This is a genomic window from Janibacter sp. Soil728 (genome assembly GCF_001428305.1).
Taxonomy (GTDB): domain Bacteria; phylum Actinomycetota; class Actinomycetes; order Actinomycetales; family Dermatophilaceae; genus Janibacter.
This window is the reverse complement of sequence record NZ_LMRZ01000004.1, coordinates 101,625-121,305: the sequence shown is the minus strand read 5'-3', so window position 1 is coordinate 121,305 and position 19,681 is coordinate 101,625. Positions and strand designations below refer to the sequence as shown.

Annotated in this window: 20 protein-coding genes and 1 tRNA gene; 6 read left to right on the top strand and 15 right to left on the bottom strand. The window is 69.5% G+C overall.

Features of this window, described 5'->3' with window-relative positions; translation table 11 throughout:
• Positions 1 to 19: 19 nt before the first annotated feature.
• The 3 genes from ASG73_RS07360 to ASG73_RS07355 form a co-directional block, all read right to left on the bottom strand.
• A complete protein-coding gene (locus ASG73_RS07360; protein ID WP_055993117.1) occupies positions 20 to 1,378 on the bottom strand; it encodes a hypothetical protein in 1,359 nt (452 codons plus the stop codon).
• The gene (locus ASG73_RS17510; protein WP_082567078.1) at positions 1,375 to 2,760 is read right to left on the bottom strand and encodes a hypothetical protein; all 1,386 of its coding nucleotides are present in this window, start codon (positions 2,758 to 2,760) and stop codon (positions 1,375 to 1,377) included. Before ASG73_RS17510 ends, ASG73_RS07360 begins: the two co-directional genes overlap by 4 nt.
• Positions 2,761 to 2,788: 28 nt before the next feature.
• A tRNA-Gln gene (locus ASG73_RS07355) sits at positions 2,789 to 2,867 on the bottom strand.
• A 112-nt stretch (positions 2,868 to 2,979) separates the two neighbouring features.
• Between ASG73_RS07355 and ASG73_RS07350 the strand changes: the two genes are divergently transcribed.
• Positions 2,980 to 3,567 (top strand): TetR/AcrR family transcriptional regulator, encoded by a 588-nt coding sequence (locus tag ASG73_RS07350; RefSeq protein ID WP_055993115.1) that lies wholly within the window; start codon positions 2,980 to 2,982, stop codon positions 3,565 to 3,567.
• A 100-nt stretch (positions 3,568 to 3,667) separates the two neighbouring features.
• Here the strand turns inward: ASG73_RS07350 and ASG73_RS07345 are convergent, their stop codons facing one another.
• Positions 3,668 to 4,024 (bottom strand): VOC family protein, encoded by a 357-nt coding sequence (locus tag ASG73_RS07345; RefSeq protein WP_055993113.1) that lies wholly within the window; start codon positions 4,022 to 4,024, stop codon positions 3,668 to 3,670.
• Positions 4,021 to 4,821 carry a methyltransferase domain-containing protein gene (locus tag ASG73_RS07340; protein ID WP_055993111.1) on the bottom strand — a complete coding sequence of 267 codons (801 nt, stop codon included), beginning with the start codon at positions 4,819 to 4,821 and terminating at the stop codon, positions 4,021 to 4,023. Before ASG73_RS07340 ends, ASG73_RS07345 begins: the two co-directional genes overlap by 4 nt.
• Positions 4,822 to 4,911: 90 nt before the next feature.
• On the opposite strand from ASG73_RS07340, the gene ASG73_RS07335 reads away from it, so the two are divergent.
• Positions 4,912 to 5,418 carry a MarR family winged helix-turn-helix transcriptional regulator gene (locus tag ASG73_RS07335; RefSeq protein ID WP_055993109.1) on the top strand — a complete coding sequence of 169 codons (507 nt, stop codon included), beginning with the start codon at positions 4,912 to 4,914 and terminating at the stop codon, positions 5,416 to 5,418.
• Between the two features lie 76 nt (positions 5,419 to 5,494).
• Complete coding sequence (locus tag ASG73_RS07330; RefSeq protein ID WP_055993107.1) at positions 5,495 to 5,683, top strand: hypothetical protein; 189 nt, start codon at positions 5,495 to 5,497, stop codon at positions 5,681 to 5,683.
• Position 5,684: 1 nt separating this feature from the next.
• On the opposite strand, the gene ASG73_RS07325 is transcribed toward ASG73_RS07330, so the two are convergent.
• The 6 genes from ASG73_RS07325 to metG all read right to left on the bottom strand — a co-directional run bounded on the left by ASG73_RS07325 (position 5,685) and on the right by metG (position 13,582).
• Complete coding sequence (locus ASG73_RS07325; protein ID WP_055993105.1) at positions 5,685 to 7,502, bottom strand: ABC-F family ATP-binding cassette domain-containing protein; 1,818 nt, start codon at positions 7,500 to 7,502, stop codon at positions 5,685 to 5,687.
• Entirely contained in the window at positions 7,502 to 8,440 is a 939-nt protein-coding gene (locus ASG73_RS07320; RefSeq protein ID WP_055993103.1) for a 4-(cytidine 5'-diphospho)-2-C-methyl-D-erythritol kinase, read from the bottom strand. The genes ASG73_RS07325 and ASG73_RS07320 overlap by 1 nt, the downstream gene beginning before the upstream one ends.
• Positions 8,437 to 9,324 carry a 16S rRNA (adenine(1518)-N(6)/adenine(1519)-N(6))-dimethyltransferase RsmA gene (rsmA, locus tag ASG73_RS07315; protein ID WP_055993101.1) on the bottom strand — a complete coding sequence of 296 codons (888 nt, stop codon included), beginning with the start codon at positions 9,322 to 9,324 and terminating at the stop codon, positions 8,437 to 8,439. Before rsmA ends, ASG73_RS07320 begins: the two co-directional genes overlap by 4 nt.
• Positions 9,325 to 9,423: 99 nt before the next feature.
• Complete coding sequence (locus ASG73_RS18545; protein WP_055993100.1) at positions 9,424 to 10,644, bottom strand: resuscitation-promoting factor; 1,221 nt, start codon at positions 10,642 to 10,644, stop codon at positions 9,424 to 9,426.
• Between the two features lie 263 nt (positions 10,645 to 10,907).
• The gene (locus tag ASG73_RS07305) at positions 10,908 to 11,783 is read right to left on the bottom strand and encodes a TatD family hydrolase (RefSeq protein ID WP_055993098.1); all 876 of its coding nucleotides are present in this window, start codon (positions 11,781 to 11,783) and stop codon (positions 10,908 to 10,910) included.
• Entirely contained in the window at positions 11,783 to 13,582 is a 1,800-nt protein-coding gene (gene metG / locus ASG73_RS07300) for a methionine--tRNA ligase (RefSeq protein WP_200946724.1), read from the bottom strand. The genes ASG73_RS07305 and metG overlap by 1 nt, the downstream gene beginning before the upstream one ends.
• 94 nt (positions 13,583 to 13,676) lie before the next feature.
• Between metG and ASG73_RS07295 the strand changes: the two genes are divergently transcribed.
• Positions 13,677 to 14,276: a DUF4126 domain-containing protein gene (locus ASG73_RS07295; RefSeq protein WP_055994375.1), complete on the top strand. Its 600-nt coding sequence runs from the start codon at positions 13,677 to 13,679 to the stop codon at positions 14,274 to 14,276.
• A gap of 3 nt (positions 14,277 to 14,279) precedes the next feature.
• On the opposite strand, the gene ASG73_RS07290 is transcribed toward ASG73_RS07295, so the two are convergent.
• Positions 14,280 to 14,873 (bottom strand): TetR/AcrR family transcriptional regulator, encoded by a 594-nt coding sequence (locus ASG73_RS07290; protein WP_156466189.1) that lies wholly within the window; start codon positions 14,871 to 14,873, stop codon positions 14,280 to 14,282.
• Positions 14,874 to 15,003: 130 nt separating this feature from the next.
• Here ASG73_RS07290 and ASG73_RS07285 point away from each other — a divergent pair, with 130 nt between their 5' ends.
• Both ASG73_RS07285 and ASG73_RS07280 read left to right on the top strand, forming a co-directional pair.
• The gene (locus ASG73_RS07285; protein WP_156466188.1) at positions 15,004 to 15,186 is read left to right on the top strand and encodes a hypothetical protein; all 183 of its coding nucleotides are present in this window, start codon (positions 15,004 to 15,006) and stop codon (positions 15,184 to 15,186) included.
• Positions 15,187 to 15,243: 57 nt separating this feature from the next.
• Positions 15,244 to 16,014: a CPBP family intramembrane glutamic endopeptidase gene (locus ASG73_RS07280; protein WP_055993089.1), complete on the top strand. Its 771-nt coding sequence runs from the start codon at positions 15,244 to 15,246 to the stop codon at positions 16,012 to 16,014.
• Between the two features lie 18 nt (positions 16,015 to 16,032).
• Here ASG73_RS07280 and ASG73_RS07275 read toward each other — a convergent pair whose 3' ends face one another.
• From ASG73_RS07275 to ASG73_RS07265, 3 genes are read right to left on the bottom strand one after another with little or no spacing between them, the layout of a single operon-like run.
• On the bottom strand, positions 16,033 to 16,893 hold the full coding sequence (locus ASG73_RS07275; protein WP_055993087.1) for a hypothetical protein: 861 nt from the start codon (positions 16,891 to 16,893) through the stop codon (positions 16,033 to 16,035).
• Between the two features lie 35 nt (positions 16,894 to 16,928).
• A complete protein-coding gene (locus ASG73_RS07270; protein WP_055993085.1) occupies positions 16,929 to 17,672 on the bottom strand; it encodes a succinate dehydrogenase/fumarate reductase iron-sulfur subunit in 744 nt (247 codons plus the stop codon).
• Positions 17,673 to 17,674: 2 nt separating this feature from the next.
• Entirely contained in the window at positions 17,675 to 19,666 is a 1,992-nt protein-coding gene (locus tag ASG73_RS07265; RefSeq protein WP_055993083.1) for a fumarate reductase/succinate dehydrogenase flavoprotein subunit, read from the bottom strand.
• Between the last annotated feature and the right edge of the window lie 15 nt (positions 19,667 to 19,681).

Genomic DNA, 19,681 nt, shown 5'->3' with positions numbered 1-19,681 from the left:
GGCGCCGAGGGACCGACCGTCAGGACGGCCGCTGCACGTCCTCGACCCCGACGAGCCAGGCCTTGCTGTACGACGGTCGGGTGCGGCGCCGCTCCACGAACTCGCCGAGGACGGCGTACCCGTCCGTCGACACCTCGGCCCCGGGCGACAGGTCGTTGTCCGTCGTGGCCACGAGCGCGGCGGTGCGGGTGTCGACGATGTGGAAGGAGCTCTCCGCCGCATCGCTCAACAACTTGTCCGCCGGACGGTAGAAGACGATGAGTCGCCCGCGCAGGTCGTTGGTCGAGATGCGATATCCCTCGGGGACATCGACGGCCCCGACATCCTTGCCCACCAACGCATCCCGGAGGGTCAGCGAGTCTCCGCTGCGTGAGATGAGGAAGCGGTCGAAGACGACCGAGTGGCCGTCGGCGACCTCCTGGCTCTCCTCGACCGGCGGGCTGTCGACGGTGACGAACCCGTCGTCCCCGAGCAGCCGCACGCTGTCACCGCAGCGCACGAGCGGCGTCCCCTCCGCGGCCAGACGTCCACCGGACTCACCGATCCCGTCGAGCCGCGCTCCGGGGCAGCTGGTGCGTGCCAGCTCCTTGCCCGACCGAAGGGAGGTCACGCTCACCGTGTCGCCGGACCGGTGGACCGCCTCGTCCTGGCGGACGATGACGCGACCGCGCGGAGCCTGCTGCCAGGTCTCCGCGATCGCGCCGGTGTCGAGGTCCAGTGCCTGGGTGGTCTCCTCCGCGGGGGTGAGCAGCACGTGACGCTGCTCGGGCAGACCGTGCGGGTAGAGGGTCGCGAGCCTGGTCGCGCAACCAACCTCGGTGTCGTGGCTCCAGTCCACCTGACCGTCCTCGAGCGCGACGCCGGAGACGACGAGGCGTCCGCCGGGGACGTCCTTGCCGAGACGGGCCTGGCCGGCGGGCGACAGGCACGAGACGACGGCCGCGTGCTGCGTCGACAAGCCGATGACCTCGACCTCGTCGCCGGGCAGCAGCTCCTTGTCGCCGTGGGCCACCAGCAGGTCGCTGCCCTCTGTGACCACGAGGCCGCTCGCTCGGGCGATGCGCACGTCCGGACCCAGGGTCGACACCGCTGTCCCGTCGGAGGTCAGGACGGGCGAGCCGTAGAGCCGCTCGCCTCCCCAGCGCTCACCGGTCGGAGCGTGCTCGACCCACTCGCCCTCGTCGTCGGAGTAGGCGAACCATCCATTGGGTCCGATGGTCATGCTGGCCGGACGATCACCGCTGTGGAAGACCCGACCGTCGACACCACCGGTCCTGGTCAACAGCCACCACCCGCCGAGGGCAACGGCGAGCGCCGCGACGACGAAGGCTGCCACGAGCTTGGCCAGGTCGGCGCTCTTGCTGGGCGTCGCACTCACGAGGCCTCCTTCGTCCCGGCGACCCAGAGCCGGGTCCCCTCGAGGTCCTCGTCATCGGACTCGACGACGATGATCCCGTCGGGCGAGGCGTCGGCACCGGTGCGCATCCCCTCACCGGTCGAGACCACCAGCTCGCCGGTCATCGTGTCGAAGGCACGGTAGCTGCCGGTGTTGCGGGGGCCGCCGTCCTTCCAGGCCACGAAGTGGAGCAGCCGACCCGATGGTGCGTAGCGCCCGACCTGGAAGTCCTCCGGGACGTCGAGGTCGCCGATGGCCTCGCCGGTCAGTCCGTCGCTCAGGTGGATGACGGCACCCTCCCGCCGCAGGACCAGGTGCCCGACAGCCACCTCGTCGCCGTCGGAGATCGGCTCCCCTTCGTCGAAGGGCGGCGTGGTGATCTCGGTGAACCCGTCCTCGTCGACCACCTGGACGCTGTCGCGGCACTCGACGAAGGGCGTCGCCTCCGGCGAGAGCTGGCGCGAGACGTCCCCCGGGTTGCCGATGGACATCAACGGACAGCTCACCTCGGCGATCTGCTTGCCGGTGCGCAGGGAGCTCCACGTCGCGGCCCCCTGCCCGTCCGTCGCGAGCACGTGCTCGCCCTGGACGGCGAACCAGTGGCGCTTGGCCCCGGACCACCGCTGGGCGACCGAGCCGGTGTCCAGGTCCACCGCCATGACCTGCTCCTCGGCCGGCTCGAGGAGGAGGTAGCGCTGCGCGGGCAATGTGCTCGGGTAGAAGCCCTGGACCACGTCGCTCCCGCAGCCTGCCCCCGTGTCCCGGGTCCAGTCGACCGAGGCGTCCCGGAGGTCGACCCCGGCGAGGACGGCGCGCCCTCCCTCGACCTCGTCCATGAGCCTCGACGGCTTCGGGGCCAGGCAGGTGAGCACGGCGACATGGCGCTCGCTCACGCCGACGAACTGGCTGTTGGTGCCCGGCCAGAGCCGGTCGTCGCCGAACTCCGCGAGGATCTTGGTCGTGCTGGTCGTGTGCGTGGCTCCCTCGCGCTGCACGAGGATCCGCTGCCCCTCGGGCTGCACGACGACCCCGTCAGGGGTGATCTCCCGTCGGGAGGAGAGGTCGCCGATGGTCCACGACGCGCCGGTGCGCACATTGCGGGCGACGTAGTCGCCGCCCTCGCCGGGGTGGGTGAGCCAACCGTTGGGCCCCAGCTGGATCGCGAGGTCCTCGCTCGTCCACAGCACCTTGCCCTCGACCTCGGGCGGCCCGACCCGGCCGGTCAGTCCGGCGAGCCCGCCGGGCAGGAAGGACACGACACCGGCGGCGAACATCGCGACGAGGGCGAGGACGAGGACTCCGGTGATCAGCGTGCGGGGGAGGCTGCGCCGACGTCGGGTGGGCGTCTCGTGTGGTGCGGTCACGAGGTGATTGTCCCTGAAGACGGATGAGCTCCCCGGGTAGGAGTCGAACCTACGTCGCTAGTCCTGATTCAAAGTCAGGCGGGCCCTGCCGGCAGACCAACCGGGGAACGCCACCGAAGCGGCACGGGTCAGGGTAGTCGACTCCCGCCGCCGGTCATCACGGACAATGGGCGCATGACCGATCAGCAGGACGCGGCACGCCTCCCCCGGCGACCTCGGATGACGGGTGCCGCCCGTCGGGAGCAGCTCGTGGCCGTGGGCCGAGGAGTCTTCGCGGCGAAGGGGATCGACGGCACCTCCGTGGAGGAGATCGCCGCCACGGCAGCGGTCTCCAAGCCCGTCGTCTACGAGCACTTCGGCGGCAAGGAGGGCCTCTACGCCGTCGTCGTCGACCGCGAGCTCAGCGCGCTGACCGTCCGGGTGACAGCGGCCCTGACCGCCGGTGGCACCGACCGGGAGACGATCGAGCGCGCAGCGCTGGCGCTGCTCGACTACATCGAGGGCTCACCCGACGGCTTCCGCATCCTCGTGCGCGATGTCTCGGGGGAGGCTCCCTCCGGCACCTACGCCTCGCTCCTGTCAGATGTGGCGGCGGAGGTGGCCCACCTGCTCTCCGATGCCTTCGCGGTGCGCGATCTGGACGCCGAGCACGCGCCGATGTACGCGCAGATGCTGGTCGGTCTCGTCTCCCTCACCGGTCAGTGGTGGCTCGAGACCCGCGCTCCCGACAAGGAGGTCGTGGCCTCCCACATGGCCGGCCTCGCCTGGGGCGGCCTCGCCGGTCTGGGTGGACCTGCATTGCCCTAGGGCAATGCACGCTTTCCTGCATTGCCCTAGGGCAATGCAGGTCTGCCGGTTGCCCTGGTCGGCAGGTCCGGTCGCGGCGGGCCGGCCGGGCGCCTGTCGCTCAGGCCTGCTGCAGCTCGACGCGGTTGCCCACGGGGTCATCGGTGTGGAAGCGGCGGATGCCGGGGATCGCCTCGTCCCAGCGCACCTCGCCACCTGCCGCGAGGACGGCCGCTGCCACGCCCTCGACGTCCTCCACGAGCAGGCACGGGTGTGCCTTGAGCGCCGGGCGGAAGTCCCCTTCGACCCCGCAGTGCAGCTCGTGGTCACCGACCCGGAACCACGCGCCGCCCCGGGCGGCCAGCACGGGCGGCTTGGCGATCTCCGGCAGCCCGAGAACCCCGGAGTAGAAGGCCCTCAGCGCGTCCTCGCTGCCTGCCGGGCAGGCGATTTGGACATGGTGCAGGCCGACGCTCATGCCTTGTGCCCCACCGCGAAGACTCGACGGAAGGCCAGCAGCACGCCCGCCGGGGTCCGCGGATAGGCCTCGCCGACCCGCTCGGCGTAGGTCGCGAGGAAGTCCGCGCGCTCGGTCTCGTCCGTCAGCACCTCGAGCATCGGGCGCAACCCCGTGCCCGAGACCCAGTCCAGCACCGGGTTGTCGCTCTCGGCCTGCGGGTCGAGCACGTGCGTGTAGGTCGTCTCCCACGCGTCCACGGCGAGCCCAGCCGCGGTGAGGACCTGGAGGTAGGTCGAGGGATCGCCGGCCCCGTAGCGATCGGTCGCCGCCTCGAGCTCGCCGCTGCGCGGGTGGTCGACCGCCACCTCGCGCATGAGCGCGTGCGTCGGGGCATCGAAGTTGCCCGGCACCTGCAGGGCGAACCAGCCGCCGTCCGCGAGCGCCGCGGCCCAGCTCTCGACGAGCGGCAGGTGGCGCGGGACCCACTGCAGCGCAGCATTGCTGACGATGACGTCAGGAGCGGCACCCAGACTGGCGATGTCCCAGTCGGCGAGGTCGGCCTCGACCCACTCGATGCGTGAGTCGGTGTCCTCGGCCCGGGCTGCCGCCAGCATCTCGGGACTGCTGTCGACGCCCACGACGCGCGCCTGTGGCCAGCGTCGGGCGAGCGAGAGGGTGAGCGGGCCGTTGCCACACCCCAGGTCGACGACGAGACGCGGCTCCGTGGCCGCGACGCGACCCATGAGGTCCGTGAAGGGACGCGCTCTCTCGTCGGAGAACTGCCCGTACCGGCTCGGGTCCCAGGTCACCGTCATGTTGCCTCCTCGGTAGCGTCCGACGAGCGTAACCGCCGACGAAGCTTTTGTCTCGACATCAAGATTCACGATGGCAGGTATTCTCGATGCATGACCAGCCGCCACGATCCCTCCGACGACGTCGACGCCATCGTCGAGGCCTGGCGGCGCGAACGCCCAGACCTCGACGTCGAACCCCTCCACGTCTTCTCGCGCATCTCCCGGCTGGCCCGGCTGCTCGACCTCGACCGGACCACCGCCTTCGCCCGCCACGAGCTCGAGGGGTGGGAGTTCGACGTCCTGTCCGCGCTGCGCCGCGCCGGCGAGCCCTACGAGCTCTCCCCCGGTCGTCTGGTCCAGGAGACGCTCGTGACGTCCGGCACCATGACCAACCGCATCGACCGCCTGGCGACCAAGGGATGGGTCGAGCGCCTCCCTTCGCCCTCCGACCGCCGCGGCGTCATCGTCCGCCTGACGAAGGGGGGCCAGGCTGCGGTCGACTCCGCCATGGCCGACCTGCTGACGCGCGAGGGCGAGCTCCTGGACGACATGGCACCCGCCGAGCGGGATGCACTGACGCGCGCGCTCAAGCGGCTGCTCGCCCCCTTCGAGGCGTGACCAGGAGTCACTTCTTCGGGAGCTCTCCGGTCACCTATTGAGGACCTCGACCGGTCGACGAGCCCACGAGACGTGGGTGCTCGGTGATGTCGATCAGGCGGTGCGTGATGTCGAGACCGTCGACGTGTGGTCACTGTGGATGGTCTCGGACGCAGAGCAGGCGGCCAACTGGTCAAACCTCGCTGCTGTGGAGCTCGGCATCAGGTCTGCGCGGGCCAGCGTCGAGTGGTGCGACTGGATGCTGACCCAGCACCTGTCCCGCTGAGTCAGTCGACGAGCTCGGCCGCCTCCAGCCACTCCAGCTCGAGCAGCTCCTTCTCGTCCCTGATGGCGCCCAGCGTCGCAGTGAGCTCAGACAGCCGCGTGTGCTCGTGCACCGCATCCGCCATCTCGTGGTGCAGCTTGTTCTCACGAGCATCGAGCTTGGCCAGCTGCTTCTCGATCCGCGCCATCCTCTTGCGCGCTTCCCGCTGCGCGGCGGGGTCGACCGCCGACGTGGAGGACGAAGGGGGCTGCCCTCCCCCCTTCGCCGTGGTCGAGGTGGCGGCTGCCATCGCGCTGGGGCCTCCGGTCTTCCCCTGGGCGGCCCGCAGCCGCAGGTACTCGTCCACGCCACCCGGGACGTGCCGCAGGCGGCCGTCGAGGATCGCGTACTGCTGGTCGGTGATCCGCTCGAGCAGGTAACGGTCGTGCGAGATCACGATGAGCGTGCCCGGCCAGGAGTCGAGCAGGTCCTCCATCGCCGCGAGCATGTCCGAGTCGACGTCATTGGTGGGCTCGTCCAGGGCGATGACATTGGGCTCGGCGAGCAGGAGCAGGAGCAGCTGCAGCCGCCGCTTCTGGCCACCCGAGAGCTCACCGACGCGCGCCGACAGGTGCTCCCTCGCAAAACCGAGCCGCTCCAGCAGCTGCGCCGGGGTGTGGTCCTTGCCGTCGATCGTGAAGGTCGTCTTGGTCCGGGCGAGCACCTCGCGCACCCGGTCCGTACGGATCTGCGCCAGCTGGGAGAACTGCTGGTCGAGGAAGCCGAACTTGACCGTCTTGCCACGCTTCACCCGCCCGCTGGAGGGTTCCAGGTCGCCGGCGATCAGCGCGAGGAGCGTCGACTTGCCCACGCCGTTGGCGCCGAGGATCCCCGTGCGCTCCCCCGGCGCGATCCGCCAGGTGATGTCGCGCAGGATCGTGCGGTCGCCGAAGGCGACGCTGGCGTCCTCGATGTCGATGACGTCCTTGCCCAGTCGGGCCACGGCCATCTGCTGCAGCTCGATGGGGTTGCGCACGGGGGGCACGTCGGCGATGAGCTGATTGGCGGCCTCGATGCGGAACTTCGGCTTCGAGGTGCGGGCAGGAGCGCCGCGACGCAGCCAGGCGAGCTCCTTGCGCATGAGGTTCTGACGCTTGGTCTCCGTGGCCGCGTTGATCCGGTCACGCTCGACACGCTGCAGGACGTAGGCCGCGTAGCCCCCCTCGAAGGGCTCGACGATCCCGTCGTGGACCTCCCACGTCTCGGTGCAGACCTCGTCGAGGAACCAGCGGTCGTGAGTGATGACCAGCAGGCCGCCGAGGTTCTTGGCCCAGCGCCGCTTGAGGTGCTCGGCGAGCCAGGAGATGCCCTCGACGTCGAGGTGGTTGGTCGGCTCGTCGAGCGCGACGAGGTCCCAGTCGTGCACCAGGAGCGCCGCGAGCGCGACGCGGCGGCGCTGCCCACCGGACAGGTCGCCGATGCGCGCCTCCCACGGCACGTCGGAGACGAGACCGCCGATGACGTCGCGCACGACAGGGTCGCCGGCCCACTCGTGCTCGGGTCGATCACCGACGATGCAGTGACCCACGGTGTGGTCCGGATCGAGGTCGTCGGACTGGGCGAGGACGCCGAAGCGGACTCCGCCGCGTCGGGTGATCCGGCCCGACTGCGGCTCGATCGTGCCGGCGAGCATGCCCAGCAGGCTCGACTTGCCGTCACCGTTGCGGCCGACCAGACCGATCCGGTCGCCCTCCTCGATGCCGAGGCTGACCGAGTCGAAGACGACACGCGTGGGGTACTCGAGGTGGAGCGATTCCGCTCCGAGGAGAGGTGTGGCCATCAGCTCGCACGCACCGTGGGCAGGACGTGGGCGCCCTGCGTCGGCCCGGTCGCCCGCAGCACGTCCCCGGCAACGCCGGACGCAGTGAGCGCCACGGCCAGGTCGATGGCGCCCTCGGCCCCCGAGGCAAGCATCGCGACGGTCGGGCCCGAGCCGGAGACGATGGCAGCGAGGGCGCCGAAACCCATCGCGGCCTCGATGAGCTCGCCGATCGCGGGCTGCAGGGCGATCGCATCGGCCTGCAGGTCGTTGTCGAGCACGGGCGCCAGTGCGGCCGGGTCACCGGATCGCAGCGCGCTCATCAGTGCGGTGCTCGGCCGCGGGTCCTGGACCTCGGTGCCTGCAGTGCGCCGGTCGAAGGCCGAGTACACCTTCGGCGTCGACAGGCCGGTCGCCGCCGAGGGCACGAAGACCCAGTGGTAGGCCCCCTTCGCCAGCACCGGGGTGACCACCTCGCCGCGGCCCGAGCCGACGCAGGTCCCTCCATGCAGGAGGAAGGGGACGTCGCTGCCGATACCGGCCGCGATCTCCTCGAGCTCCTCCTTGGGCAGGGCCGTGCCCCACAGCGCGTCGCACGCCACGAGCGCAGCGGCAGCATCGGCGGAGCCACCGGCCATGCCACCGGCGACCGGGATCTGCTTGTGGATCGACAGGTGGACGGGATCCTGACCACCGGTGTGCTCGGCGAGCGCCAGCGCGGCGCGCAGAGCGAGGTTCGACTCGTCCGTCGGCACCTTGTCGGCGTCGCGTCCGCGGACCGAGCAGCCCCACTCATTCGACTCCGCCGCGGTCACGTCGTCGTGGATCCCCACGGCCTGGTAGACGGTCGACAGGGCGTGATAGCCGTCATCGAGCAGCGGCCCGACGAAGAGCTCGAGGTTGACCTTGGCCGGCGCACGCACGGTCACGGCCGCGGGCAGCTCGAGCACAGAGGTCATGCCGTCACCCTAGCCATGAGCTCTTCGGTGATCCGCGCGAAGGCCAGGACGTCGAGCTGCTCACCGCGGGTTCTCGGGTCGACACCGGCCGCGAGGAGAGCCGCCTCGGCCACCTCACCGGATCCCGCGATGCCGCGCAACGCTGCTCGCAGGGTCTTGCGGCGCTGGGCGAAGGCGGCGTCGACGACCGCGAAGACCTGCTGGCGCGTCGCCTCGGTGACCGGCGGGTCGTGCCGCACGAACTTCACGAGCCCGGAGTCGACATTCGGTACGGGCCAGAAGATGCTGCGCGAGACGCGCCCCGCGAGCCCCACCTCCGCCCACCAGGCCGCCTTGACGCTCGGCACCCCGTAGGTCTTGCTCCCCGGTCCTGCTGCCAGCCGCTCGGCGACCTCGAGCTGCACCATGACGAGCACCCGCTCGATGCTCGGGAAGGTCTCCAGGAAGTGCAGGACGACAGGGACAGAGATGTTGTACGGCAAGTTGGCCACGAGCGCGGTGGGCGCCGGGCCCGGCAGCTCGGTGACCTTCAGGGCGTCCGCGTGCACGACCTCGAGGCGCTCCTGGGCCCCGGGCAGCTGAACCGCCACGGTCGCGGGCAGCGCGGATGCCAGCACGGGGTCGACCTCGACCGCGGTGACCCGGGAGGCCTGCTCGAGCAGCGCGAGGGTCAACGAGCCGAGACCGGGCCCGATCTCCACGACGTGGTCGTCGGGCGTGACATCCCCCGCCCGGACGATGCGACGCACCGTGTTGGCATCGACCACGAAGTTCTGCCCCCACTGCTTGGTGGGACGCACGCCCAGCTGCTCCGCCAGCTCGCGGACACGGCCTGCCCCGAGCAGGCCGGAGCCGCCAGCGGACTCGGGCAGGTCGGTGCTCATGAGGGGACTCTATTCATCGATGGGATGGCTTCGACAATCGCAGCGACGACGGGCCCCCGAGACCGTGAGGTCTCGGGGGCCCGTCGTCGCTGGAGCGGATCAGGCCGCGTGCGCGCAACCCCACGGGGACAGGCCACGCGAGGCCTTGACGCGGTTGGCCACGGTGATCTGCTCGCCACGCGAGGCCAGGTCGGCGCGCTGGGCGAAGTCGCCTCCACCGGCACCGAGCCAGGTCTGGATGTCGAACTGCAGACCGCCGTAGTAGCCGTTGCCCGTGTTGATCGACCAGTTACCGGTCGACTCGCACTGGGCGATCCGGTCCCACATGTCCGCATTGGCCAGGTTGAGGCCGGACGTGCTCTGGGTGGGGGCCGGGGCCGAGGTCGTCGTGGGGGTCGACGGCGCGGACGGCTTGGGCGCAGGCGCGGGTGCAGCGGCCTTGGGGGCCGAGGTCTTCTTCGGCGTGCTCACGACGGGAGCCGGCTTGGCCTTGGTGCCCTGGATGACGATCTTGCTGATCGGCTGGCGGGTCACCTTGCTGCTGGTCACCTTGCTGGCGGAGACCTTGCCGTTCTTGTAGACGAGCTTCACGTTGTTGGTGCGCTGACCGTCGCGGCCCTCGCGCTCGACCTTGGTCGTGCCCTCGAGCAGCGAGGAGTCCTTCTTGACGACCGTGGTGAAGGGGATGCTCTCGGTGCGCCGATCGCCCTTGGTGTCGACGCGGTCCACACGGATCGTCATGCCGTCCTTCACCGTGGTGGAGGCACCGGGCTTGATGAGGTCGTTGGAGTCGAAGCGGACCTCGGCCTCCTTCAGCGCGGCCTTGACGGTCGACGCCGTCACGGTCGCGGTGCTGCGCTTGCCGCCGACGAGCAGCTTGACGTCCTTCGGGGTGGACATCTTCAGCTCCAGCCCGTCACGACCGATGCCCGCGCTGCGAGAGGCGGACAGGACCGCGTCGTCGCTACCGCGGATGCCGAGCTCCTGGAGCGCGTCGCCGACGGTCGAGGCCGTGGTCCAGTACACCCGCTCCTTGCCGTCCACCGTGACCGCGAGCTTGCGGCCGTAGCGCACGACGATCGTCTGACCGTCATCGACCGAGGTCTGGACCGACGGGGTCACGACATCGTGCTCGCCGAGCTCGATGCCCTGCTTGTCGAGGACATCAGCGACGGTGCCGCCGAAGGAGTGGACGGTCGACTTCTGTCCGTCGACGGACAGTGCGACGGACTTGTCCATGACGACAACGCCCGAAACTCCGAGGGCAAGGGCGCAGACGACGCCGGCCTGGGTGGCGCGACGGATCGTGGATGAACTCACGGTGCTCCGATGATCGTATTTCCCGGGCACCGGTGGGTCCGCGCACGGGGACCCAAGGTTGGCGGGCACCAGTGTCAGCGAGTAACAACAACAGGGGAAACCGGCCCCGGCCAACAGCGGACCACGATGCACCAGCGATCCCTCGAAGGTCAAGTTTTGATAACGGAGCACCCCGGGGGCTCACGTTTGCGGGGCGACCTGCACCCCCGGGCTGCCCCAGAAAACCAGCGTCGATCGTCCTGTGTGGGGTCAGCCTGTGACGTCTACCACGGACCGTAGACGCGCTCGCTGTTGTCGGAGATCGCCGTGCACATGGTCGCGACGTCGACGCCGAGGGTGCGCGCCATGACCCGGACCGTGTGCGGCAGCAGGTACGGCGCATTGGCTCGGCCCCGCTCGGGGGACGGGGTCAGGTACGGCGCATCCGTCTCGGCAAGCACCTGCTCGATGGGCGTGTGGGCCAGGGCCTCGCGCAGCCCCGCCGCGTTCTTGAAGGTCACGGTGCCGGCGAACGACAGCAGGTACCCGCGCTCGACGCACTCACGCGCCATCGCGAGGTCGCCGCTGAAGCAGTGCAGGACCGTGGTCTGCGGGGCCCCTTCGTCGGCGAGCACCCGCAGGACGTCCTCGTGGCTGTCGCGGTCATGGATCTGCAGGGCCTTGCCGGTGCGCTTGGCCAGGTCGATGTGCCAGCGGAAGGACTCCTGCTGCGCAGCGTGCCCCTCAGGCCCGGTACGGAAGTAGTCGAGGCCGGTCTCCCCGATGGCGCGCACCCGCGGGTGTGCGGCAAGGCGATCGATCTCGTCCCACGCGTCCTGCAGCCGCCCGGACTCAGCGAGCTCGGGGATCTCGTTGGGGTGCAGGGCAACGGCGCCCAGCATCGTCGGATGCCGATCGATCTGGTCGACGGTGAACCGAGCGCTCTCCAGGTCGCACCCCACCTGGACGACCCGGTCGACGCCGACCGAGGCAGCGGTCGCAAGCGCAGCAGCGACGTCGGCGGTCGTCCGATCGTCACTCCCGTCGGGTGCGATGGCGTCCGGGATGTCATGCCGACGGATGTCGAGGTGCGTGTGGTTGTCGACGACGGCGAGCGGAAGGGGGTCCGGCCGCGCCGCGACCTCGTCTCGCCCCGCCATCAGTCGTCGTCCGACATGGCCGCACGCTCCGTGGCGACGACCTCCTCGGGGTCGAGCTTGACGAAGACAGGGCTCGGCTTGGCGATCGGGCTGCCCACTGTCACAGGGGTGCTCGCCCACGCGGGAAAGCCCGCGTAGTCACCGGTGATCACCGGGTACCCGGGACCGCCGTCGAGGTCCTCGACCTCTTCGACGCGAGGCATCGGCACCAGGTCACCGGCGCCCCCGAGGACCGCGTCGACCCGGTTGGCCGCGTGCGGGAGGAAGGGGGCCAGGAGCAGGTTGCAGTCGCTCGTCGCCTGCACGAGCGTGTGCAGGACCGTCGCGAGGCGCTCGCGCTGGTCGTCTCCCTTGAGCCGGAAGGGCTCGGTGTCCGACACGTACTTGTTGACATCGCCCACGACGCGCATCACCTCGGCCAGCGCCGCCTTGACCCGGTTGCGGGCGAGCAGCCCGCCCACCTCGTCGAAGGCCGCGGCGACCCGGGAGAGGACGGCCGAGTCGACCTCCTCGAGGTCGCTGGGCTGCGGGATCTCCCCGAAGTTCTTCGCAACCATCGACGCCGTGCGGTTGACGAGGTTGCCCCAGCCGGCGACGAGCTCGGAGTTGTTGCGCTGGACGAAGTCGGGCCAGGTGAAGTCGGAGTCCTGGGTCTCCGGGCCGGCCGCGCAGATGTAGTAGCGCAGCGGGTCGGGGCCGTAGGTCTCGAGCACGTGGCGCAGGCCGATGACGTGACCGCGGCTGGAGGAGAACTGCTTGGACTCCATCGTGAGGAACTCGCTGGCCACGACCTCGGTCGGGAGGTTGAGCTCGCCGAAGGCCCCGGGCTTGCCCCCCTTCGCTCCCTTGCCGGAGTAGGCGAGCAGCTCGGCCGGCCAGATCTGGCTGTGGAAGGTGATGTTGTCCTTGCCCATGAAGTAGTAGGACTGCGCGTCCGCGTCGTTCCACCACTCACGCCAGCGCTCCGCGTCGCCCGTGCGGCGCGCCCACTCGATGGAGGCCGACAGATAACCGATGACGGCGTCGAACCACACGTAGAAGCGCTTGGTCGGGTACTTGTCCCCGTACTCACCGGGAAGGGGGATGCCCCAGTCGATGTCCCGGGTCATCGCGCGCGGACGGATGTCGTCGAGGATGTTGAGGCTGAAGTTGATGACGTTGTGGCGCCACGTGCCCGTCGCCTCACGGCCCTGCAGGTACTCCCGCAGCGCATCGGCGAGCGCGGGCAGGTCGAGGAAGAAGTGCTCGGTCTCGCCGAACTGCGGGGTCGCTCCGTCGATCTTGCTGCGCGGCGCCACCAGATCCGTCGGCTCCAGCTGGTTGCCGCAGTTGTCGCACTGGTCGCCGCGGGCGTCCTCGTACCCGCAGATCGGGCAGGTGCCCTCGATGTACCGGTCAGGCAGCGTGCGCCCGGTGCGAGGGTCGAGCGCGACCTGCTGGGTCTGCTCGATGAAGTAGCCGTTGGCCAGGCACTGCTCGAAGAGGTCCTGGACGACCCGGTAGTGGTTGCGCGAGGTCGTGCGCGTGTACAAGTCGTACGAGCACCCGAGGTCGACGAGCTCCTGCGCGATGATCCGGTGGTTGCGGTCGGCGAACTCGTGCGCCGAGATGCCCTCCTTGTCGGCCTGCACGAGGATCGGCGTGCCGTGCTCGTCCGATCCGCTCACGACGAGCACGTCGTGTCCCGCCATGCGCATGTACCGGCTGAACACGTCCGAGGGGACTCCGATACCGGCGACGTGACCGAGGTGACGAGGGCCGTTGGCGTACGGCCAGGCAACAGCGGAGAGAACCTTCATGCGACTCATCCTAGGTTCCCGGGACCACCCTTCCATCGGCGCTAGCCTGCCGTGAGCGCGCGGGGACCGCCCGCGCCGTCGAGAGGTCATGTCGATGATCGCCGCACTGACCGGGATGGGGCTGAGCGCCGCCGCCGGGCTCAATGCCTACATCCCCTTCCTGCTGGTGGCCCTGCTCGCGCGGTTCAGCGACATCGTCGTGCTGCCGACCGGCCTGGAGTGGATGGATTCGTGGTGGGCGATCGGTGTCGGGGCGCTGCTCCTCGTCACCGAGCTCACCCTCGACAAGATCCCTGCGGTCGACAGCATCAACGACGCCGTACAGACCTTCATCAGACCCAGCATGGGAGGTCTGATGGGAGCGGCGACCGCGGGCGCCAGCACTCTCGACGGATCGACATGGATGCAGGAGCACGCCTGGGTGGGGGTCGTGCTCGGCGTCGTCGTGTCGGGGCTCGTGCACACGGGCAAGGCCGCAGCCCGGCCGGTCGTCAACGCCGGGACCCTCGGCCTGGGGGCGCCCGTGGCGTCCACCGTCGAGGACGGAGCCTCCGTGGGCATCGCGCTCGTCGCGGTCTTCCTGCCGGTGCTCGTCGTGCTCGTGCTCATCGTCCTCGCGGCGATGCTCATCAAGGTCTTCACCCTCTACGCCAGACTTCGCCGGCGTCGCACCCGCGGACCAGCAGCGACCTGACGCTCAGCCCACGGTGGGGACGAAGGCCGTGATGATGCGCTTGCCGACCCCGCGCACGTAGGCCTCACGCTCGGCCGCCGGCTTCGCCAGCGCACTGGCCAGGACACCCTCCATCGCCGCGATGATCGCCTGCGCGGAGGTCTGCACGTCGTCGACACCCGCCCGCACGAAGATCTGCCCGACGATCCCCTCGATGCGCTGGCGAGCCGGCTCCAGAGCCTCGGCGACCTCGGGCTGCCGCATCGCCTCCTGCCCCAGCTCCGCCTTGGCCAGGAGTGCCTCCGGCTCGCGCAGCCAGCCGGCGAAGAGGTCGAGTGCATGCTCGACGACGATGGCATCGGACTCGCCGGCCTGCTGCTCCCCCGCCAGCGCCTCGACACTGTCGATGAGTCCGGCGGCGATGTACTCCGCAAGCGCCGACACCAGCGCCAGCCGGGTGCGCAGGTAGCCCGAGGTGGAGCCCTGGGACAGACCGGCCTCTGCGTCGACCGCCCGGTGGGTCAGTCCTCGCATGCCACCGGCCGCGACAACCTTGGTCGCCGACTCGAGGATCAGGTGCATCCGCGGCGACAGGGGTGCGCTCTCGTGCCTACTCATCCCCGCCACGCTACCGGCCACCCGAACGAAGGGACGTATTCACGGGGGCGACGACGTCGAGTTGACGAAGAATCTTCTACGTGTGTAGATTCTTGCCTGTCTTCAACAGATGTAGAAAGGAATGCACATCATGAGCATCGCCACCATTTCCGGTTTTCTCACCGCCGCCCTCGCCCTCGTGGGCATCGCGCTGGCCGTCCTCGTCATCTCGGTGGGCATCGCCGCCTTCCAGTTCTTCAGCCGGAACCGCCGCGTCCGCGTCGCGCGCCGCGAGCCGCTCTTCGCGTACTACAGCCGTCTCGCCTTCAACTGACGCCCTGGATCCGCACCACGGACCGGGCCCCGGGTGCTGCGGATCTAGGCTGACGCCATGTCCGCTGCACCGGAAGCCCTCCCCCGACGGACGGCGCTGAGCGAGTCCCTGCTCGTCCTCGGCGTCTCCCTGGGCGCCTCCGCGCTCTGGTCGGCCCTGTCGCTGGCGCGCAAGCTGACCGCCCAGGGCGGCCTCTCCGGCCAGGTCACCGCGATGAACCAGTCGGTGACGCCGGACCGCCCGTGGCTCGACCTGACCCACCAGATCGTCGGCGTCGGCCTGGCCCTCGTCCCCGTGGTACTCGCGCTGCACCTGCTCGCGCGCCAGCACGCGGACCCCTTGCGTCTCATCGGCCTCGACAGGCGCGCACCCCTGCGCGACCTCGGTCAGGGACTCGCCCTGGCCGCGACGATCGGCATCCCGGGCCTCGGACTCTATCTCGTGGCCCGGGCCCTCGACCTCAACACCACGATCGCCGCGTCCGACCTCTCCGCAGCCTGGTGGGCCATCCCGGTGCTCGTCCTCGCCGCGGGGCAGAATGCCCTCCTCGAAGAAGTCATCATGCTCGGATACCTCTTCACCCGGTGGCGTGAGGCCGGCTGGTCACCCGTGGTCATCGTCGTCGTCAGCGCCCTCGTGCGTGGCAGCTACCACCTCTACCAAGGTCTGGGTGGCTTCGTCGGCAACGTGGCGATGGGCCTGCTGCTGGGAGCCGTGTACCTGCGCGTGCGACGCGTCGCCCCGATGTTCATCGCGCACTGGGTCATCGACGTCGTCGCCTTCGTCGGCTATGCGCTGCTGGCCACCCGGCTGACCTGGCTGGGCTGACCGTCCCCGCGGCTGCGGTCAGAAGTCAGCGCTGAGCCCGTCGAGGGACGCGACCTTCTTGGGGCGCGACCAGTCCTCGCGGCTGCTCCCCCAGTGCGTGTACTTCAGCACCGAACGCTGCTCACCCTCGCCGTAGCTCAGTCGGATCGGGGCCGGCTTCCCCGGCTCGGTCGAGACCCACAGGATCCGCTCCCCTGCGGCGGACGCGTCCGCCTTGCGGATCGCCACCCGGTAGGTCTCCCGGCCGTCGAGCCGGTCAAAGCTCGCCGGGCTCTGCTTGGCGTCGTAGGGAGTGAGCGACTTGCCGTAGAAGGTCTGCTGGAGCAGCGTCTGCGGCCGGTAGGCATCAATCGGCGAGTTGTCGAAGGGCACCTGGACCCAGGCGCCGGTGCGCCTGCGCAACGAGCTGTCGCGCGGCGCATCCATCGCGTCCAGCCACGCCTTGTCGACCTTGAGATAGTGGTCGGTCCCCACGGCGAGGGTGTCCAGGGTTCCACCGTCGGGGACGGACAAGGTCGTGCGGGAGATGCCAGCCCTCTTCGACGTCGACAGCAGGCCCCCGGTGGAGCCCTCGGCGCGGATCGTGACCGTCAGCTCGCGGTCGGGATCGTAGAGGGTGCCGGAGATCGTCACATTGTTGGTGGCCGCCATGTACGAGCGTGATTCCGTCAGGATGCTGCTGCCACTCGGTGGGTTCTTCGTCGACCCACTGCTTGTCGACGACGACGCCGTCGGCGCGCTCGTCGTGGTCGTCGTCAGAGGCACCTGTGTCGTCGACGACTCCGGCTCGCCGCCACCGGCGACGAGACCACAGCCGCTCAGCGAAACGGCCACGACGCCGGTCAGCAGGATGCTGGCGCGGCGCCGTGGTCGTGTCATGTGCGTGGTGATGAGGTGTCCCTCGTCAACAGGTCTCAGGACCCGCTGGAAGCGGCCCTGCGCAGGTCCGCGTTGAGCGTGCTGATGACGTCGAGCGGGATCTCCTTGGGGCAGGCCGCGGAGCACTCGCCGATGTTGGTGCAACCACCGAAGCCCTCGAGGTCGTGCGTCTCGAGCATCTTGACGACGCGCCCGTTGCGCTCCGGCTGGCCCTGCGGCAGCTCACCCAGGTGGGTGACCTTGGCGCCGAGGAAGAGCATGCCCGAGGCATTGGGGCACGCCGCGACGCAGGCGCCGCAGCCGATGCACTTGGCGGAGTCGAAGGCCCGGTCGGCCTTCTCCTTCGGCACCGGCACCGAGTGCGCCTCGGGAGCCGCACCCGTGTTGACGGAGACGAAGCCACCGGACTGGATGATCCGGTCGAAGGCGCTCCGGTCGACGACGAGGTCCCGGATGATCGGGAAGGCGTTGGCCCGCCACGGCTCGATCGTGATGGTCTCGCCGTCACGGAAGGAGCGCATGTGCAGCTGGCAGCTGGTGGTCCGCTCGGGACCGTGCGCCTGACCGGAGATCATCAGGCCGCACATGCCGCAGATGCCCTCGCGACAGTCGCTGTCGAAGGCGACCGGCTCGGTCCCCTCGTTGATGAGCTGCTCGTTGAGGACATCGAGCATCTCCAGGAAGGACATGTCCGGAGAGATGTCGGCGACCTGGTAGGTGACGAGTTCGCCCTTCGCCGTGGGTCCGGCCTGGCGCCAGATCTTGAGGGTCAGATTCATGCTCACTTGTAGCTCCGCTGCTTCAGCTCGATGAACTTGTAGTTCAGGTCTTCCTTGTGCAGGACAGGTGCATCGTCGCCGTACTCCCAGGCCGCGACATACGCGAACTCGTCGTCGTGGCGCAGCGCCTCGCCGTCCTCGGTCACGGACTCGGCACGGAAGTGGCCGCCACAGGACTCGCGACGGTTCAGCGCGTCGATGCACATGAGCTCACCGAGCTCGAGGAAGTCGGCGACGCGGCCGGCCTTCTCGAGGCTCTGGTTGAGCGAGTCCGCGGTGCCGAGCACCCGGACATTGCTCCAGAACTCGTCCTTGAGCTCACGGATGAGGGCGATGCCCTTGCGCAGACCTTCGTCCGTGCGCTCCATGCCGCAGTACTCCCACATGATGTGGCCGAGCTCGCGGTGGAAGGAGTCGACACTGCGCTCACCGTTGATCGACAGGAACTTCTCGATCCGGTCGGTGACGGCGGTCTTGGCCTCGACGACTGCAGGGTGGTCCTCGGGGATCTTGTCGAAGGGCCCCTTGGCCAGGTAGTCACGGATGGTGTTGGGCAGGACGAAGTAGCCGTCCGCCAGACACTGCATGAGCGAGGAGGCGCCCAGGCGGTTGGCTCCGTGGTCGGAGAAGTTGGACTCGCCGACCGAGAAGAGGCCCTCGACCGAGGTCTGCAGGTCGTAGTCGACCCACAGGCCACCCATCGTGTAGTGCACGGCCGGGTAGATGCGCATCGGCACCTCGTAGGGGTTCTCCCCCGTGATCCGGGCGTACATGTCGAAGAGGTTGCCGTACTTCTCCTCGACGGCGGCCCGGCCCAGACGCTCGATGGCAGCAGCGAAGTCGAGGTAGACGCCGCGACGCATCTGGCGCTTGTTGCCGTCCGCGTCGACCTCGTCGACGAGCGGGCCGACGCCGCGGCCCTCGTCGCACATGTTCTTGGCCTGACGGGAGGCGATGTCACGGGGCACGAGGTTGCCGAAGGCGGGGTAGATCCGCTCCAGGTAGTAGTCGCGGTCCTCCGCGGGGATCTGCCGCGGGTCCTTGTCGCAGTCCTCGGCGCGCTTGGGCACCCAGATGCGACCGTCGTTGCGCAGCGACTCCGACATCAAGGTCAGCTTCGACTGGTGGTCGCCGGAGACCGGGATGCACGTCGGGTGGATCTGCGTGTAGCAGGGGTTGGCGAAGTAGGCGCCCTTGCGGTGCGCACGCCAGGCGGCGGTGACATTGCAGCCCATGGCGTTGGTCGAGAGGAAGAAGACGTTGCCGTAGCCGCCGCTGGCGAGCACGACGACGTCGGCCAGGTGGGTCTCGATCTCACCCGTGACCATGTCCCGCGCGATGATGCCACGGGCGACACCGTCGACGATGACGACCTCGAGCATCTCGTGACGGCTGTACTCGGTGACCGTGCCCTTGGCGACCTGACGCTCCATGGCCTGGTAGGCACCGATGAGCAGCTGCTGACCGGTCTGGCCCGCCGCGTAGAAGGTGCGAGCCACCTGGACGCCACCGAAGGAACGGTTGTCCAGCAGACCGCCGTACTCGCGGGCGAAGGGAACACCCTGCGCGACGCACTGGTCGATGATGTTGCTGCTGACCTGGGCCAGACGGAAGACATTGGACTCGCGGCTGCGGTAGTCGCCGCCCTTGACCGTGTCGTAGAAGAGTCGGTAGACCGAGTCACCGTCGTCGTTGTAGTTCTTCGCGGCGTTGATCCCGCCCTGCGCGGCGATCGAGTGAGCGCGACGGGCGCTGTCCTGGTAGAAGAAGCTCTTGACGTTGTAGCCGGCCTCTCCCATCGTCGCGGCGGCGGAGGCGCCGGCCAGTCCGGTGCCGACGATGATCACGTCGAGCTTGCGACGGTTGGACGGGTTGACCAGGGCGGAGTCGAACTGGTGCTGCGTCCACATCGTGTTGATGTCGGCGACGTCGGGCGCCTTGGTGTCCGCGATGGGCGTGCCCTCGGAGAAGTACTCGCTGAGAGTTTCAGTCATGTGTCGGTGCTCCTG